We start from the raw sequence: 15552 nt of genomic DNA, 5'->3' as shown, positions 1-15552 counted from the left end.
GCTCGCCGGGCACACCCTCGCCGAGGCCGCCCCGGGCAGTCCGCTGCGGGCAGCGATCGCCGGGCTCGCGGCCGACCTGCTCGGCGTCGCGGCACCCTCGGCCCCCGCCGGTCCGCGGCGTCGGCTGCTGCGACGCGCCTGAGTGCGGTCGCCCGCGAGGTCGGGTGCCCGAGCCGCGCGCGGGTACGACGCGGATCACTCGTCGTGGTCGGGCCTGCCACCGGTGCGGCGCACGTGCCACGATGAGCCCGTGGTGAACAGACTCGGAGCCCTCGACGCGTCCTTCCTCTACCTGGAGGAGCCGACGCTGCCCATGCATGTGGGGTCGGTCATGGTCTTCGAGCCGTCTGCCGAGGGCTTCGACTACGACCGCTTCGTCGCCGTGGTCGGGGACCGCATCGCCGGGCACTCGCGCTACCGCCAGCGCATCCGCGAGGTGCCGGCGAGGATCGACAACCCCGTGTGGGTCGACGACGCGCACTTCGACATCGGCTACCACGTGCGTCGCTCGGCGATCCCGGCGCCGGGTGGCGCGGCCGACCTCGAGGACTTCATCGGCCGGATCATGGCCCGACCGCTCGACCGTGCCCGTCCGCTCTGGGAGGCCTACTTCGTCGAGGGCCTCGAGGGTGGCCGCTTCGCCGTCGTGACGAAGGCGCACCAGGCGATGGTCGACGGCATCCACGCGGTCGACCTCGCCCAGCTGCTCATCGACCCCGACGCCGTGCCCGTCGACGAGCGGGCCGGCGAGCCGCGCAAGGCCCCCTCCGACGTGCGCATGGTGACCGACGCGCTGCTCGGCTCGGTCCTCAACCCCGCACGTGTCGTGCGCGGCATCGGCTCCGGCCTCCGCGACGTCTCCCAGACCGGGCGGGACCTCACCGCGACGGCCGGCCGGGTCGCCTCGACCCTCGCCCGCGTCGGGACCCGTCCCGCCCCGAGCTCACCGCTGCGCACCACCGTCGGGGCTGCTCGGCGCTATGTCATGGTGCAGACCGACCTCGACGACTACCGCAAGATCCGCAGCCGCCTCACCCGCGGCCGCTACGTCGACGACGTGTCGATCAACGACGTCGTCCTCGCGACGATCACCGGCGCCCTGCGCGCCTGGATGCAGACCCGCGGTCTGCCGGTCACCGCGACGACGACCCTGCGGGTCATGGTGCCGCTGAGCATCGTCGACGGGTCCGGCGACCCGCTCACCGACAACGCCATGGCCGCGTGCTTCATCGACCTGCCGATCGGGGAGAACACGCCGTCGATGCGGCTGCACCAGATCGCCTTCGCCATGCGCCAGCAGATCGAGTCGACCTCCGTCGAGGGGGTCGGTGCGACGTCGCTGGCCGGCATCGGAGGCTTCGCCCCGCCGACCCTGCACACGCTCGGGGCCCGGCTCGGCAGTGCCATGAGCCGACGGCTCTTCAACCTCGTCATCACCAACGTCCCCGGCCCCCAGCAGTCACTGGAGGTCGAGGGCTGCCAGCTCATCGAGACCTATCCGGTCATGCCGCTCGGTCGCGGCCAGGGCCTGTCGATCGGCCTGACCTCCTACGACGGCAAGGTCTACTACGGGCTCACGGGTGACCGTGACTCGATGGCCGACCTCGACGTGCTCGCCCGCTCCATCGACGACTCGCTCGCCGAGCTGCGCTCGGCCCCGAGGGGGCGTGCCTGATGCGCGTCTACGTGCCGATGCTCCTCGGTGAGCTCGCGGCGGTGCCGGCCCCGGGACGACTGCCGGAGCGCGCCCCCTTCGCCGTGACGAACGCGGTCCGCGCCCTCGACCCGACGGCCGACGAGGAGGACCTCGAGTTCGAGGCGATGTGCCAGGCGCTCGACGCCGCCCGCGACCTCGGCCCCCGGGCGTCGCGTCGTCGCCTCGGCGGACCTGCCGGACGCGCCGGGCACCGGTGACACCGGCCGGCTCGACGCGGCCGTCGTCGTCGAGCTCGCCGACATCGTGAGCTTCCACGTCGAGGAGGACGAAGGGGAGGTCGGCGCCGGCTACGACGACCTGCTCTGGTACGACGTCACCGAGCTCGCTGACCTCGCCGCCGAGTAGGCCCCCCGCGCGACGGCGAAACCCTGCAAAACCCTAGGGTCTTGCAGGGTTTCGCCATCGTGTGGCGCGGGCGAGTCAGGCGAGGCGCTCGGTCAGCAGGCGGACCTCGGCGTCGATCGAGTCGACGACGGCCGGCTGGGCCGCCTGCTCGACCTTCTTGCCCATGAGCGGGATCGAGCAGGTCAGGTCTCCGGCGAAGGCCAGGCGCGACTCGGTGCCGGCGGGGGAGAGGTCGATGGTGCCGCGCATGCGCAGCGGCACACCGGCGACCGTGAGGTCGATGTCGGCGCGCCGCGAGCCGTCGGCGGTCGGCGGGTGCCAGGTCTGCTGCTCGTCGATCCGCAGCGTCTCGCCGACCATCGAGACGACCGGGCCCGGCATGCCGGCCGTCGGCAGCACCCGGGTGGTCTGGACGACGACGGCGTCGCCGGTGCGCGTCACCGTCGCCGTCGATCCGGGGAGCGGCTCGACCTTGGCCTCCTGGTAGTCCTGCGACTCGACGACGGCGAAGGCGTCCTCGACGCCGGCGGGCAGGGCGGCCTCACGGGTGATCCTCATGGGCACACGCTAGCGCTGCGGGCCCCGGAGTCAGGAGCGCAGCGCTGTGCTCGTCGAGCGCAGCAGCTCGCTCGCCCGAGCGCACTCGGCAGCGAGCAGCGCGCGGTGGCGGCCGAGGACCGACACGACCTGGTGGATGCGCTCCTGCAGGGACTCGCGCAGTCGCTCGGACTGCTCGACCGAGCGGGCGTCGGCGACGCCCGCGATGCCCCAGCCACGCTCGACCGAGCCGTCACGCACGGCCAGGCCTGCGGCCTGTGCCTCCTCCTCGATCGCCCGCAGGCGGGCGATCGCCTCGGCGAGCTCGGTGGCGGTCGAGTGCAGGCTGCGGCCGCACGCGTCCATCGCACCGGCGGTGGCCGAGGTGGCCTCGGCGAGCTGCTCGGCCTGCTGGCGTCGCTCGAGGGCGCTCGGACCGCGCCAGCCCGGCGAGGCCTCCGCCAGGGCCAGGCGCAGGGCCTGCGCATCGGCGTGCAGCACCACGGCACGGCTCCGCAGGGAGGCCGCCAGAGCGCTCAGCGAGCCGGGGTCGCCCAGCAGGGGGTGGCTCATCGCAGCTCCCGCACCTGTGGTCGGGTCCCGGTGCCCGTGGCACGGTCGGAGGCGCTGGCCCGGGTGGCCACTGGTCCGAGGGAGAGCGCCAGCTCGCGGCAGCCCGCCGAGATCTCGCGGAGGCCGTCGACGGCATCGTCGACCATGGCGTCGAGCGCCTGCTGGGTCGCGTGGTCCCCGACGGTCACGAGGTGGTCGAGCAGCAGCTCGCCGGCGGCCGCAGTGTGCTCGCCCGTGGCGGACAGGGCGTCGGCGAGCACCTGGATGTCCTCGGGGCGAGGGTGCGAAGGGGGCATGGTCCGGTCAGCCTAGCGACGGGCGTGGTCCCGGGGTCGGAGGCCGTCCACAGGGGCCGCGCGCCGCCCCTGCCGGACCCGCTGTGGGGGGTGCACGTGACGCGTGTCATAGGGGGCTACGCTCGTCGTGAGCGGGACGACGAGGTCCCGCGACACGTGACGACGCGACCGAGGACGCCCATCCATGGCACAGTTGCCTGCCCACCCCGCCACCGACACCGAAGGCCCTCTTGCCGACGCCGCCACCGCGGCCGGCGCGGACGCCCCCTTCGTCGAGCGGTACCTGCGACATGTCGACGCGACGGCCCTGGGTGGCCGCTCCGTCGACGACCTGGTGGCGATGGCCACCAGCCATCGTGAGGTGGCGGCGACGCGGGCGCCGGGTGAGTCGATCGTCCGGGCCGCCGACGGCGTGCTGCACATCGTGACCTCCGACCGGCCCTTCCTCGTCGACTCGGTCCTGGGTGAGCTCGGGGCCGAGGGCATCGGGGTCTCCCTGCTCATCCACCCGCTCTTCGTCGTCCGCCGCGACGCCGAGGGTCGACTCGTCGAGGTGCTCGACGCCGACCCGCGCACGCCGCACCCCGACGCCGACCTGCACGACGAGTCGTGGATCCGGATCGAGCTCGCCGACCGCTGCGACATGGCGATCGTCGAGGACCGCGTCTCCGAGGTCGTCGACGCGGTCGCCGCGGCGGTCGACGACTGGGACCAGATGTCGGCGGCGGTGGGGGAGCTCGTGACCGCGCTCGACGAGGGGCGCGGCGTCGGCAGCAGCGAGTCGCAGACCGCGGCCGCGGAGTTCCTGCGCTGGCTCGTCGACGACCACTTCACCTTCATCGGCTCGCGCGACCACACCATCGACGGCGGCGAGATCACTCCCATGGCCGGCAGCGGCCTGGGCGTGCTGCGCGAGGACACGACCGCCGAGGCGATCACGCCGCTCGGGGGCGGCGGCGAGGACGTCGACTGCCTCGCGATCGGCAAGTCGCACGCCGTGCTGCCGGTGCACCGCGTCGCCCACCCCGACCTCATCGCCGTGCGCTTCCGCGACGCCGAGGGCCGGCTCGTCGAACGCCGTCTCGCCGGGCTCTTCGCGTCCACCGCCTACACGAGCTCGGTGCTGACGATCCCGCTCATCTCCGACAAGGTGCAGCAGATCCTCGCCGACTCTGGCTGGGCCCGCGACAGCCACTCGGGTGCCTTCGCGATGCGGCTCTTCGAGACCTTCCCCCGCGACGAGCTCTTCCAGGCGCCGGTCGCGCACCTCAGCCAGGTCGTCACCTCGATCCTCAAGATGGTCCACCGGATGCGCACGGCGACCTTCCTGCGGCTCGACACCGGCGGGCAGTTCGTCTCCGCGATCATCTACCTGCCCCGCGACCGCTACACGACGACGGTGCGGCACCGCGTCGAGGACGAGCTGCGCGAGGCGACTGGTGCGGACGAGGTCAGCTTCACCGCGCACGTCTCCGAGGAGCCGATGGCCCGGCTCTACTACATCCTGCGCGGCTCGCAGGGCGTCCACATGCCCATCGGCGAGGCCCAGCGCCACCTCGAGCGTGCGGTCGCCGACGCGACCCTGACGTGGGAGGAGCGCCTCGTGCGGCGCGCCGACGAGCTCGTCGGGTCCGAGGTCGCGGGCGAGCTCATCGCCCCGTGGGCCGGCGGATTCCCCGTCGACTACGAGGACGACTTCGACGCCGCCCAGGCCGTGGCGGACCTGAAGAACCTCGTCCGCCTCGGTACGGACACCCCCTTCGCCTGTGCTCTCTACGACCCCCGTCGCGGCCACGGCGGCGGCGAGGACCCGCGCATCCGCCGGATCAAGCTCTTCAGCCTCGACGAGCTGATCCTCGACGACCTCATGCCGATCTTCCGTGACCTCGGCACCCAGGTCATCGAGGAGGAGCCCTACACGCTCACCCGGGCCGACGGGGTCACCGCAGGCGTCTACGACATGAGCCTGCGGGTACCCGACGCCGCCCTGTGGGAGTCGCGCAGCCACGAGGACCTGCGCGAGCTCGTCGAGTCCACGGTCATCGCCGTGCGCGCCGGGCGCACCGAGTCCGACGGCTTCAACGCGCTCGTCATCCGCGCCGGGCTCACCTGGCGGCAGGTCGCGCTGCTGCGCGCCATCGGCCGCTACCTGCGCCAGGCCGGCGGCAGCTGGGGGCAGACCAGCCTCGAGGCCGCGCTCGTCGACAACCACGAGATCGCCCGCGACCTCGTCGAGCTCTTCGAGACCCGCTTCGACCCCGAGCGCTACGGCGGCCTCGCCGACGACGAGCGGACCGCTGCCGAGGCCGAGGTGACCCAGCGCATCCACGACGCGCTCGAGGAGGTCACCTCCCTCGAGCACGACCGGATCATCCGGGCCTTCGTCGGCGTCATGGCTGCGACGCTGCGCACGAGCTACTTCGTCCGGGACGCGCAGGGGGAGCCGCTGCCGCGGATCTCGCTCAAGCTCGAGCCGGCCCGCGTGCCCGACATGCCCAAGCCGCACCCGGCCTTCGAGATCTGGGTGCACAGCCCGCAGGTCGAGGGCGTCCACCTGCGCTTCGGCGCGGTGGCCCGCGGCGGCCTGCGCTGGAGCGACCGGCGCGACGACTTCCGCACCGAGGTCCTCGGCCTCGTCAAGGCGCAGATGGTCAAGAATGCCGTCATCGTCCCGACGGGCAGCAAGGGCGGCTTCTTCGGCAAGCAGCTGCCCGACCCGTCGGTCGACCGCGAGGCGTGGATGGAGGCGGGCCGCTCGGCCTACCGGGCCTTCATCTCCGGCCTGCTCGACGTGACCGACAACCGCGTCGACGGCGCGATCGTGCCGCCCGAGCGGGTCGTGCGGCACGACGGTGACGACTCCTACCTCGTCGTCGCCGCCGACAAGGGCACGGCGACCTTCTCCGACCTGGCCAACTCGATCGCCCGTGAGTACGGCTTCTGGCTCGATGACGCCTTCGCCTCCGGCGGCTCGGTCGGCTACGACCACAAGGGCATGGGCATCACCGCGCGCGGCGCGTGGGAGTCGGTCAAGCGGCACTTCCGCGAGCTCGGCCACGACACGCAGACCGAGGACTTCACCGTCGTCGGCATCGGCGACATGAGCGGTGACGTCTTCGGCAACGGCATGCTGCTGTCCGAGCACATCCGCCTCGTCGCGGCCTTCAACCACCTGCATGTCTTCATCGACCCGCAGCCCGACGCGGCGGCCTCCTTCGCCGAGCGCCGCCGGCTCTTCGACCTGCCGCGCAGCACGTGGGACGACTACGACCGCTCCCTGATCAGCGAGGGCGGCGGCGTCTGGTCGCGCAGCGCGAAGTCGATCCCCGTGAGCGAGCAGGCAGCGGCCGCGCTCGGACTCGACGGGGCGACGTCGATGACGCCCACCGAGCTGATCCACCTCATCCTCCAGGCGCCCGTCGACCTGCTGTGGAACGGCGGCATCGGCACCTATGTCAAGGCCGCCGACGAGTCCCACGCCGAGGTGGGGGACCGGGCCAACGACGCCATCCGCGTCGACGGAGGGCAGGTCCGTGCCCGCGTCATCGGCGAAGGGGGCAACCTGGGTGCCACCCAGCGCGGCCGGATCGAGGCGGCCGGGGCGGGCGTGCGCGTCAACACCGACGCCGTCGACAACTCCGCCGGCGTCGACACCTCCGACCACGAGGTCAACATCAAGATCCTGCTCGGCGAGGCGATCCGCCGCGGCTCCCTCGACGAGGACGCCCGCGTCGAGCTGCTCGCGTCGATGACCGACGAGGTCGCCGACCAGGTCCTGCGCGACAACTACGAGCAGAACGTGCTGCTCGGCAATGCCCGCGCCCAGCACGGCGACATGCTCGTCGTCCACGAGCGGCTCATGGAGTCCCTCACCGAGCGGGGCGAGCTCGACCGCGGGCTGGAGTTCCTCCCGAGCAGCTCCGAGGTGCACGACCGCCTCGACGCCGGTCAGGGCCTGTCCTCGCCGGAGCTGTCGGTCCTGCTCGCCTACTCGAAGCTGGCGCTCAAGTCCGACCTGCTCGACTCCGACCTGCCCGACGACCCGGCGACCGAGCGACAGCTGACGGACTACTTCCCGACGCCGCTGCGCGAGCGCTTCCACGACGAGCTGCAGGCACACCCCCTTCGTCGGGAGATCGTGACGACCGCCGTCGCCAACGACCTCGTCAACCGGGGCGGCATCACCTTCGTCCAGCGGGCCGTCGAGGAGACGAGCGCGACGTCAGCGCAGGTGGCGCGAGCCTTCCTCGTGGCCCGGCAGATCTTCGGCCTCGACGACTTCGTCGCCCGGGTCGAGGCGCTCGACAACGTCGTGCCGACGCAGACCCAGACCCGGCTCTACCTCGAGCTGCGCCGGCTCATGGACCGTGCGGTGCGGTGGTTCCTCGCCAACCGCGCGGGCAAGCTCGACGTGACCGGCGAGATCGAGCGCTTCGGCGAGCCGGTCTCGACGCTGGCGCCGCAGATCCCCGACCTGCTGCGCGGCTCCCAGGCGGAGCGTCTCGGGCGCAAGACGCAGGACCTCGTCGACGCGGGCGTGCCGAGCGACCTCGCGCGGCGCACCGCGATCCTGCTCGACCTCTACTCCGTGCTCGACATCGTCGACATGGCGCACGAGAGCGGTCGCGAGCTGCTCGAGGTCGCCGAGACCTACTACCAGGTCTCCGAGACCTTCGGCATCGACGAGCTGCTCATCATGGTCACCCGCCTGCCCCGTGAGGAGCAGTGGGATGCGATGGCCCGCGGCGCCCTGCGCGACGACCTCTACGCGACCCTCCAGTCGCTGACGAGTGCCGTGCTCGAGCGCGAGGGCGGCGACGCCTCGGCCCGGCTCGCGGAGTGGTCGCGCGAGCACGACGAGGCCGTCGAGCGCGTGCAGACCCAGCTCGCCGGGATCCGCCAGCTGCCCTCGCCGGGGGTCGCCGCGCTCTCGGTCGCGCTGCGCACGCTGCGCTCGGTCACCCGCTGATCACCCGGTCCGGCAGTGTCCGCACGTCACTAGGATCGCGACGTGCGGACACTGTCGGACTTCCTGCGGACCACCCCCGGCCTCGAGGCTGCGGACACCGAGTGGCTCCACCTGCTCGTCGAGGACTGGCACCTGCTCGCCGACCTGTCCTTCAGCGACCTCGTGCTGTGGCTCCCGCGCGAGGAGGGGTGGGTCGCCGCCGCGCACACCCGCCCCATGACCGGCCCGATGGTCTTCGTCGAGGACATCGTCGGCCAGGGCGAGGCGGCGGTCTTCGGGGACCTCGTGAGCCGGGCGGTGCGCGACGGGCAGAGCGAGCACGTGCGCGAGCGCGGGCAGGACCTGCTCCACGAGCGGGCTCGCCCGGTGCGTCGGGCCGGTCGCATGATCGGCGTGCTCAGCGTGCACGACCAGCTCGACAGCGGTCGGCCGCAGACGCGCCTCGAGGAGAGCTACGGTCACATGAGCGACGAGCTCTTCCTCATGGTCGCCGAGGGCACGTGGCCGACGACCGGGTCACCGAGCGGTGCCCGCCGGGGCGCACCCCGCGTCGGTGACGGCGTCATGCGGCTCGACGTCGCGGGTGTCGTGCACTACGCCTCGCCCAATGCGCTCAGCGCGATCCGCAAGCTCGGTCACCAGGGCCCGATCGAGGGCGAGGTCCTGCTCCAGGTGATCAGCGGTGTCGCCGGGCAGCCGGGGCAGCTCGACGAGGGGCTGGCCCTCGTCGCCATGGGTCGGGCCGCGTGGCGCTCCGATCTCGCCGCCAACGGCGCTGCGCTCGCTGCGTGCGGCGTGCCGCTCATGCACGGCCGCGAGCGGCACGGCGCGATCGTCCTCGCGCGCGACGTCTCCGAGCTGCGGCGGCGCGGCGACGAGCTGATGACCAAGGACCAGACGATCCGGGAGATCCACCACCGGGTCAAGAACAACCTGCAGACCGTCGCCGCCCTGCTGCGGATGCAGTCGCGACGGGTGCCCGACGGGGTCGCCCGCACGGCCCTGGACGAGGCGGTCCGTCGGGTCGGGGTGATCGCCATGATCTACGAGGCGCTGAGCACCGGATTCGCCGAGGCGCTGGACTTCGACGACGTCGCGGTGCGCGGTCTGCGTGCGATCGTCGAGGTGGCGCGCACGACGGGGGCGATCGACTCCCGCTTCGCGGGGTCCTTCGGGATGATGCGGGCCGAGGACGCGACGGCCGTCGGGCTGATCCTCAGCGAGCTGATCCAGAACGCCGTCGAGCACGGGGTGCCCGAGGGCGGAACGGTCTCGGTCGAGGCCGAGCGCAGCACCGAGGGCGACGTCGATATCCTGCGGGTGACCGTCGTCGACGACGGGCAGGGTCTGCCGACGGGATTTCGCCCGAGCAAGGCGGGCCTGGGCACGCGCATCGTCACCTCGATGGTCCACGACCTCGGCGGGCAGATTCGCTGGGACGATGCCGAGCCCCGCGGCACCCGGGTGCGCTTCAGCGCGCGGCTGCGGCCGGTCGACGGCTGACCTGGCACCGTCGCGGACATGACGAAACCGCCCCCGAGCGGGTGCTCGGAGACGGCGCGGTCAGGGGGTGGACGTCAGCCGGCGCGGCGGGCGCGGGCCTTGCGACGCTTGAGCGCGCGGCGCTCGTCCTCGGAGAGGCCACCCCAGACACCGGCGTCCTGGCCGGACTCGATGGCCCACTTCAGGCAGGTGTCGACGACCTCGCACCGGCGGCACACCTTCTTGGCCTCTTCGATCTGCGCGATCGCTGGGCCGGTGTTGCCGATGGGGAAGAAGAGCTCGGGATCTTCGTCGAGACACGCTGCGCGGTCGCGCCAATCCATGGGGGTGGTGCTCCTTGTCGTCGGGGAGGTCGTGCACGCTGTGTGTTGCTGGCCGGGGCCGACGTTGGGTCATGCCCGCCGGGGGCGTCCACGACCCAAAACACACATCATTGTTCACGCTACTGCGGCGTATGCCAACAGTGTGGGACGACAGCTTTGTTCCCGCACGGCGTGTGTTGGGTCACCTACGCTGCAGGACGTGACCCCGAGCAACCCCCCTTCGCGCCCCACACCACCTGCCCTCGCCGCCGCTGCGGTGAGCGCCGTCGAGGCCCTCCTGCTCCTCGCGACGGCCGCGATCTACGGGCTCGAGCTGGCCGACGGGCGGGCAGAGGACCCGAGCACCGCGTCGATGTCGATGGTCGTCGCGATCATCTTCGCGATCCTGCTCGCCGTCCTCGCCGGGGCATGGGTCAAGGGCGCGCTGTGGCCCCGCAGCCCGACGATCGTGTGGAACGTCCTGCTCCTGCCCGCCGCCTGGACCCTGGCCCAGACCAACGGCCTGTCGTTCGGCCTGGGGCTCGCGGCCCTGGCGCTCGCCGGGGCCGTCGCGGCGCTCATGGCGCCCTCGCCGCACCTGCCGGACGGGGTGGCGTGATGGGCTTCGACGTCGTCGAGGCGAGCATCGCCTCCCTTCGTGCTGCGCTGGAGTCGGGGGAGACGACGAGCGAGGAGCTGGTCCGCGCCTACCTGGCCCGCATCGAGGCATACGACTCCGCCGGCCCACGGCTCAACGCCGTCGTCGTGCCCAACCCCGCGGCCCTCGACGATGCCCGCGCCAGCGATGCCCGCCGGGCGAAGGGGGAGACTCTCGGCCCGCTCGACGGCATCCCCTACACGGCCAAGGACTCCTACCTCGCCACCGGGCTCACCTGTGCCAGCGGGTCGCCGGCCTTCGCCGACCTCGTCGCGCAGCGCGATGCCTTCACCATCGAGCGGCTGCGCGGCGCTGGTGCCGTGCTCATCGGGCTCACCAACATGCCGCCCATGGCCAACGGCGGCATGCAGCGCGGGGTCTACGGGCGGGCCGAGAGCCCCTACAACGGCGACTACCTCACCGCGGCCTTCGGCTCCGGCAGCTCCAACGGCTCGGGGACGGCGACGGCGGCGAGCTTCGCGGCCTTCGGCCTGGGGGAGGAAACCTGGTCCTCCGGGCGGGCACCGGCGAGCAACAACGCGCTGTGCGCCTACACGCCCTCGCGGGGCGTGATCTCGGTGCGGGGCAACTGGCCGCTCGTGCCGTCGATGGACGTCGTCGTGCCGCACGCCCGGACGATGGCCGACCTGCTCGAGGTGCTCGACGTGGTCGTCGCCGACGATTCGGACACCACGGGTGACCTGTGGCGCACCCAGCCGTGGATCGAGGTGCCCGCGGCCTCGCAGGTGCGGCCGGGGGTCCTACCCGGCGCTCGCCGCGGACGGCGCGGCACGCTGGCGCGGGCTGCGGCTCGGCGTGCCGCGGATGTACCTCGGCACCGACGAGGAGGCGGGCACGGGCGTCGGCTTCGGCGGGCCGATCGGCGAGCGGATCGTGCCGCGACCGAGCTCGCTGGAGCTCTTCTCGGCGGCGCGGGCGGATCTCGAGGCGGCGGGGGCGGAGGTCGTCGAGACCGACTTCCCCGTGGTGTCCAACTACGACGGCGACCGTGCCGGTGCGCCGACGATCGCGACGCGTGGGCTGCTGCCGGAGGGCTATCTCGAGGAGGAGATCTGGGAGCAGTCGATGTGGGGGTGGGAGACCTTCCTGCGGGCCAACGGCGACCCCGCGCTGCACCGGCTCGCCGACGTCGACGGCCCGCGGATCTTCCCGCACCCCGAGGGCGCGCTGCCCGACCGCTACGGCGAGCTCGACTTCGACCTCGCCGACTACGTCACCCGGGCGCGGCAGGCAGGGGTGGTCGAGGACGTCACGACCCTGCCCCTGCTCGAAGGGGGTCTGCGTGGCCTGGAGGAGACGCGCCGCGTCGACCTCGAGGCGTGGATGGACGACCTGGGGCTCGACGCGGTGATCTTCCCGGCGGTGGCCGACGTCGGGCCGGCCGATGCGGATGTGCGTGAGGAGTCGGCCGACCTCGCGTGGCGCAACGGCGTGTGGGTGGCCAACGGCAATCTCGTTCCGCGCCACCTCGGCATCCCGACGGTCACGGTGCCGATGGGCACGATGAGCGACATCGGCATGCCGATCGGGTTGACCATCGCCGGACGCGGCTGGGACGACAACCGCCTGCTGACGATCGCCGCGGCCTTCGAGGCGACGGGTCAGCGGCGCACCGAGCCCCCGCGCACGCCGCGGCTGGAGTGAGCGCGCCGGCCCCCGGCTGAGTGGGTCGAGGTATCCCCGACCGACTATCCGGTCGCTGGCACCTCGCTGGTAGGTGCCCCGAGCGCCCTAGCAGGCGGGTGGAGGTATCCCCGACCGTCTATCCGGTCGCTGTTACCTCGACCCGCGGAAGCGCGACCTGCACCTCCTCGGCCGCGCCGTCGACGACGAGGTATCCCCGACCGGCCACGCGCGGCAGGGGCGGGACCCGCAGGCCGAGCGCGTCGCCGTCTGACCGGGCCGACGGCTGGAGGAGCAGGCCGGTGCGGGTGCGCGCGAGGTCGGAGACCAGCCCCGCGCACCTGGGCCGACGGGCCGTCTGGGGTGGCCGTCGCGCCGATGACGAGCCCGCGGTCGGCGTCGAGGCGGCGCAGGATCTCCTTGAGCACGTCGGCGACCGGCGCGCCCTCGAGCCGGTCGAGGTCGTCCGCGATGACCGCGAGGTCGGGGTGCTGCTGGCGCAGCGCGATCAGCTCGTCCCGGTCGTCCGGGCCGAGGACCGGGCAGTCGAGCCCGTCGGCGACCGCCCCCGAGCCGATGACGACGAGCGGCTGCCCGGAGGCGACCACCTGACGGGCGAGCAGTGACAGCGCCGTCGACCGACCACTGCGCGGCGGGCCGCAGACGAGGAAGCGCCGTGCGCCGTCCGTCCGCCACACCACGGGCTCGTGACCCGAACCACCGAGCCCCAGCGGGATCCGCTCCCGATCCGCTGCGGGCAGCACGACGAGCGGCACCGACCCTGGCAGCTCCTCGACGACCCACGGGGGTGCGGCCGCTTCGCCCCCTCCAGAGGGGGCAAGTGACGGCAGCGCCACCTGCACGAGGTCGCCGCCCGGCTGGAGCCGAGCCCGACCGGGGACGAGCCGGTCCGAGACCTCGTTGCGGGTGAGTCCGGCCAGGGCGGCCTCGCCCCGGTCGCTCAGGTGCAGCACGAGGCGGGTGCCGACGAGGGAGGAGACCCGGCCGGACAGCAGCTCGCGGCCACCTGCGACGACGACGCGCAGCCCGAGGGCGACGCCGTCGCGCATGAGCGTCTCGAGGGTCTCGGCCGTCTCACCGAGGTCGAGCGAGCCCCGCGGCCGCGTCACCCGGCCCCAGCCGTCGATCGCCAGGAGCAGGTGCGGCGGGGGAGGCGGACCCCCTTCGCGCTCGTGGGTGGCCCACCACGCGTCGAGGGTCGGGTGACCGCTGGCCCGCAACGCTGCTCGCCGCGCCGAGAGGTCGGACTCGAGGCGCTCGAGGAAGCGGCCTACGACTGTCGCCTCCTCCCCGTCGACGATGCTCCCGACGTGCGGCAAGGCGGACAGCCCGGCCAGCCGCGCGGACCCGTCACCGACGACCTGCACCTGCAGCCGGTCCGCCGACCACCGTTGCGTGGCAGCGGTGACGAGCGAGGCGAGGGCCGTGGTCCGACCGGAGCCGGGACCGCCGACGAGCATCCAGTGACCGTCGGTGGTCGCCCACTCCAGCGGTGACTGGCGCTGCTGCGCCGGCAGGTCCACGAGGCCGAAGGGAGCCCCCGTCACCTCGTCGTCGGGCAGCCGCGCCGCCTCGATGCTCTCCGGCAGCGGCGGCAGCCAGGGTCGGTGGGGTGCCGGGATGGCCAGCGACTGCGCCACCCGGGTCATCGTGCGCACGAGACGCTGCAGGTCGGTCGGCCCGAGGTCGTCGACGATGGGCGGCGTAGGCCAGGCCTCGCCGGGGAGGCGCACGAGCAGCGCACCGCCGACACCGGCGGCGTGCCCGGCGACCCGGCCGGTCTGGAAGGCGCGCGGCGGACCACCACCGTACTCGCCAGGGCCCGGCCCGGGGGCCGTCTCGGGGATCTCGGCCGCGTCGGGGCAACCGATGACGTCGTCGCTGTCGGCGCGGTCGCGCACGCGCAGCGCGATGCGCAGGTTGACGTTGGCCTTGATGTCCGCCGAGACGATGCCGCCGGGGCGCTGGGTGGCGAGCACGAGGTGCACGCCGAGCGAGCGGCCGACGGCAGCGATGCGCATGAGGTGGGCCATGACGTCGGGCTGCTCCTCGGCGAGCATGCGGAACTCGTCGATGACGATCATCAGCCGGGGCAGCGGGTCGCCCCGGTGGTCGTCGATGTCCTTGGCCCCCGACGCGGCGAGGACGTGCTCGCGGCGGGTCAGCTCGGCGTCGAGGCTGGTCAGGGCGCGTTCGGCCGCGGCCGGGTCGAGGTCGGTGACCATGCCGACCGTGTGCGGCAGCCGCGCGCACTCGGCGAAGGCCGCCCCGCCCTTGTAGTCGACGAGGACGAAGGTCATCTCCTGCGGCGACAGGTGCGCCGCGAGGGTGGCGACCCAGCTCTGGAGGAACTCGGACTTGCCCGATCCGGTCGTGCCCGCGACGAGCGCGTGCGGCCCGTCGCGACGCAGGTCGATGCGGAAGTCCCCGTCGCCCGCCGCCCCGACGGTGACCTCGAGATCCACACTTCGTTCTCTGCCCTTCGAGACACTCGCCCGCTGCGCGGACTCGTTCCTCAGGGCCCGGAGGCCGCCCGCGGCCGTCTCGAAGGGTCCGTGCCACCTGTCTCGAATCGCATCCGCGTCGTCGGGGGAGAGGTCGAGCAGGTCGACGAGCCGTGCGCCGCCGGGCAGGGCCCCGCCCCGTGCGTCGGGGGTGGCGTCGCGCAGCGGGGTCAGGGCCGCGGCGAGGCGCCGCGCCCCACGCGTCACCGGTGCCGTCGACGACACCGCTCGCCGCCTCCTGGCCGGCGACGAGCAGCCGCACCCGTTCGCCGTCGAGGGCGGCCACGGCCCGGGCCTCGTGCGGCAGCTGGTCGGGGGTGTCGGCGAGGGCGATGACGAGGACGCGGGCGGGACCCCCTTCGCTCATGATCGTGCGCAGACCGGGGTCGGTGCGCCGGTCGCCGACACCGTCGACCACGATGACGTGGGCCACGGGCAGCGCGTCACCCTCGCGGCGGCGCTCGGGTGCGGTGGCGGCGCGTT

Annotated in this window: 10 protein-coding genes and 2 pseudogenes; 7 read left to right on the top strand and 5 right to left on the bottom strand. The window is 73.2% G+C overall.

Annotated features, from left to right (window positions below):
• Positions 1-250: 250 nt before the first annotated feature.
• Both AC2W7J_RS07600 and AC2W7J_RS07595 read left to right on the top strand, forming a co-directional pair.
• Positions 251-1675 carry a WS/DGAT/MGAT family O-acyltransferase gene (locus tag AC2W7J_RS07600; RefSeq protein ID WP_485981960.1) on the top strand — a complete coding sequence of 475 codons (1425 nt, stop codon included), beginning with the start codon at positions 251-253 and terminating at the stop codon, positions 1673-1675.
• Positions 1675-1933, top strand: a pseudogene (locus AC2W7J_RS07595) (DUF6912 family protein); the annotation flags it as partial. The gene AC2W7J_RS07600 and the pseudogene AC2W7J_RS07595, both read left to right, overlap by 1 nt.
• A 204-nt stretch (positions 1934-2137) precedes the next feature.
• Here the strand turns inward: AC2W7J_RS07595 and AC2W7J_RS07590 are convergent.
• From AC2W7J_RS07590 to AC2W7J_RS07580, 3 genes are read right to left on the bottom strand one after another with little or no spacing between them, the layout of a single operon-like run.
• A complete protein-coding gene (locus tag AC2W7J_RS07590) occupies positions 2138-2620 on the bottom strand; it encodes a DUF2505 domain-containing protein (RefSeq protein WP_485981959.1) in 483 nt (160 codons plus the stop codon).
• Between the two features lie 30 nt (positions 2621-2650).
• Positions 2651-3172 carry a hypothetical protein gene (locus AC2W7J_RS07585; protein ID WP_485981958.1) on the bottom strand — a complete coding sequence of 174 codons (522 nt, stop codon included), beginning with the start codon at positions 3170-3172 and terminating at the stop codon, positions 2651-2653.
• A complete protein-coding gene (locus AC2W7J_RS07580) occupies positions 3169-3468 on the bottom strand; it encodes a hypothetical protein (protein ID WP_421007446.1) in 300 nt (99 codons plus the stop codon). Before AC2W7J_RS07580 ends, AC2W7J_RS07585 begins: the two co-directional genes overlap by 4 nt.
• 184 nt (positions 3469-3652) lie before the next feature.
• Between AC2W7J_RS07580 and AC2W7J_RS07575 the strand changes: the two genes are divergently transcribed.
• Together AC2W7J_RS07575 and AC2W7J_RS07570 are read left to right on the top strand one after the other, a co-directional pair.
• Positions 3653-8437: an NAD-glutamate dehydrogenase gene (locus AC2W7J_RS07575; protein ID WP_485981957.1), complete on the top strand. Its 4785-nt coding sequence runs from the start codon at positions 3653-3655 to the stop codon at positions 8435-8437.
• A 42-nt stretch (positions 8438-8479) separates the two neighbouring features.
• The gene (locus AC2W7J_RS07570) at positions 8480-9940 is read left to right on the top strand and encodes a sensor histidine kinase (protein WP_485981956.1); all 1461 of its coding nucleotides are present in this window, start codon (positions 8480-8482) and stop codon (positions 9938-9940) included.
• Between the two features lie 74 nt (positions 9941-10014).
• On the opposite strand, the gene AC2W7J_RS07565 is transcribed toward AC2W7J_RS07570, so the two are convergent.
• On the bottom strand, positions 10015-10263 hold the full coding sequence (locus AC2W7J_RS07565) for a WhiB family transcriptional regulator (protein ID WP_007925026.1): 249 nt from the start codon (positions 10261-10263) through the stop codon (positions 10015-10017).
• Between the two features lie 199 nt (positions 10264-10462).
• On the opposite strand from AC2W7J_RS07565, the gene AC2W7J_RS07560 reads away from it, so the two are divergent.
• Complete coding sequence (locus tag AC2W7J_RS07560; RefSeq protein ID WP_485981955.1) at positions 10463-10861, top strand: hypothetical protein; 399 nt, start codon at positions 10463-10465, stop codon at positions 10859-10861.
• Positions 10861-12565 (top strand): annotated as a pseudogene (locus tag AC2W7J_RS07555) (amidase). The gene AC2W7J_RS07560 and the pseudogene AC2W7J_RS07555 overlap by 1 nt, the downstream one beginning before the upstream one ends.
• Before the next feature lie 44 nt (positions 12566-12609).
• Here the strand turns inward: AC2W7J_RS07555 and AC2W7J_RS07550 are convergent.
• Positions 12610-15030 carry an FtsK/SpoIIIE domain-containing protein gene (locus tag AC2W7J_RS07550; protein WP_485981954.1) on the bottom strand — a complete coding sequence of 807 codons (2421 nt, stop codon included), beginning with the start codon at positions 15028-15030 and terminating at the stop codon, positions 12610-12612.
• Positions 15031-15367: 337 nt separating this feature from the next.
• Between AC2W7J_RS07550 and AC2W7J_RS07545 the strand changes: the two genes are divergently transcribed.
• Positions 15368-15552: hypothetical protein (locus AC2W7J_RS07545; protein WP_485981953.1), on the top strand; the 185-nt coding region annotated here is incomplete at its 3' end.

The organism is Janibacter sp. CFPM2_SD2, assembly GCF_057364645.1.
Note: the sequence above shows the minus strand (reverse complement) of the source record. Positions and strands in the feature narration are given on the sequence as shown.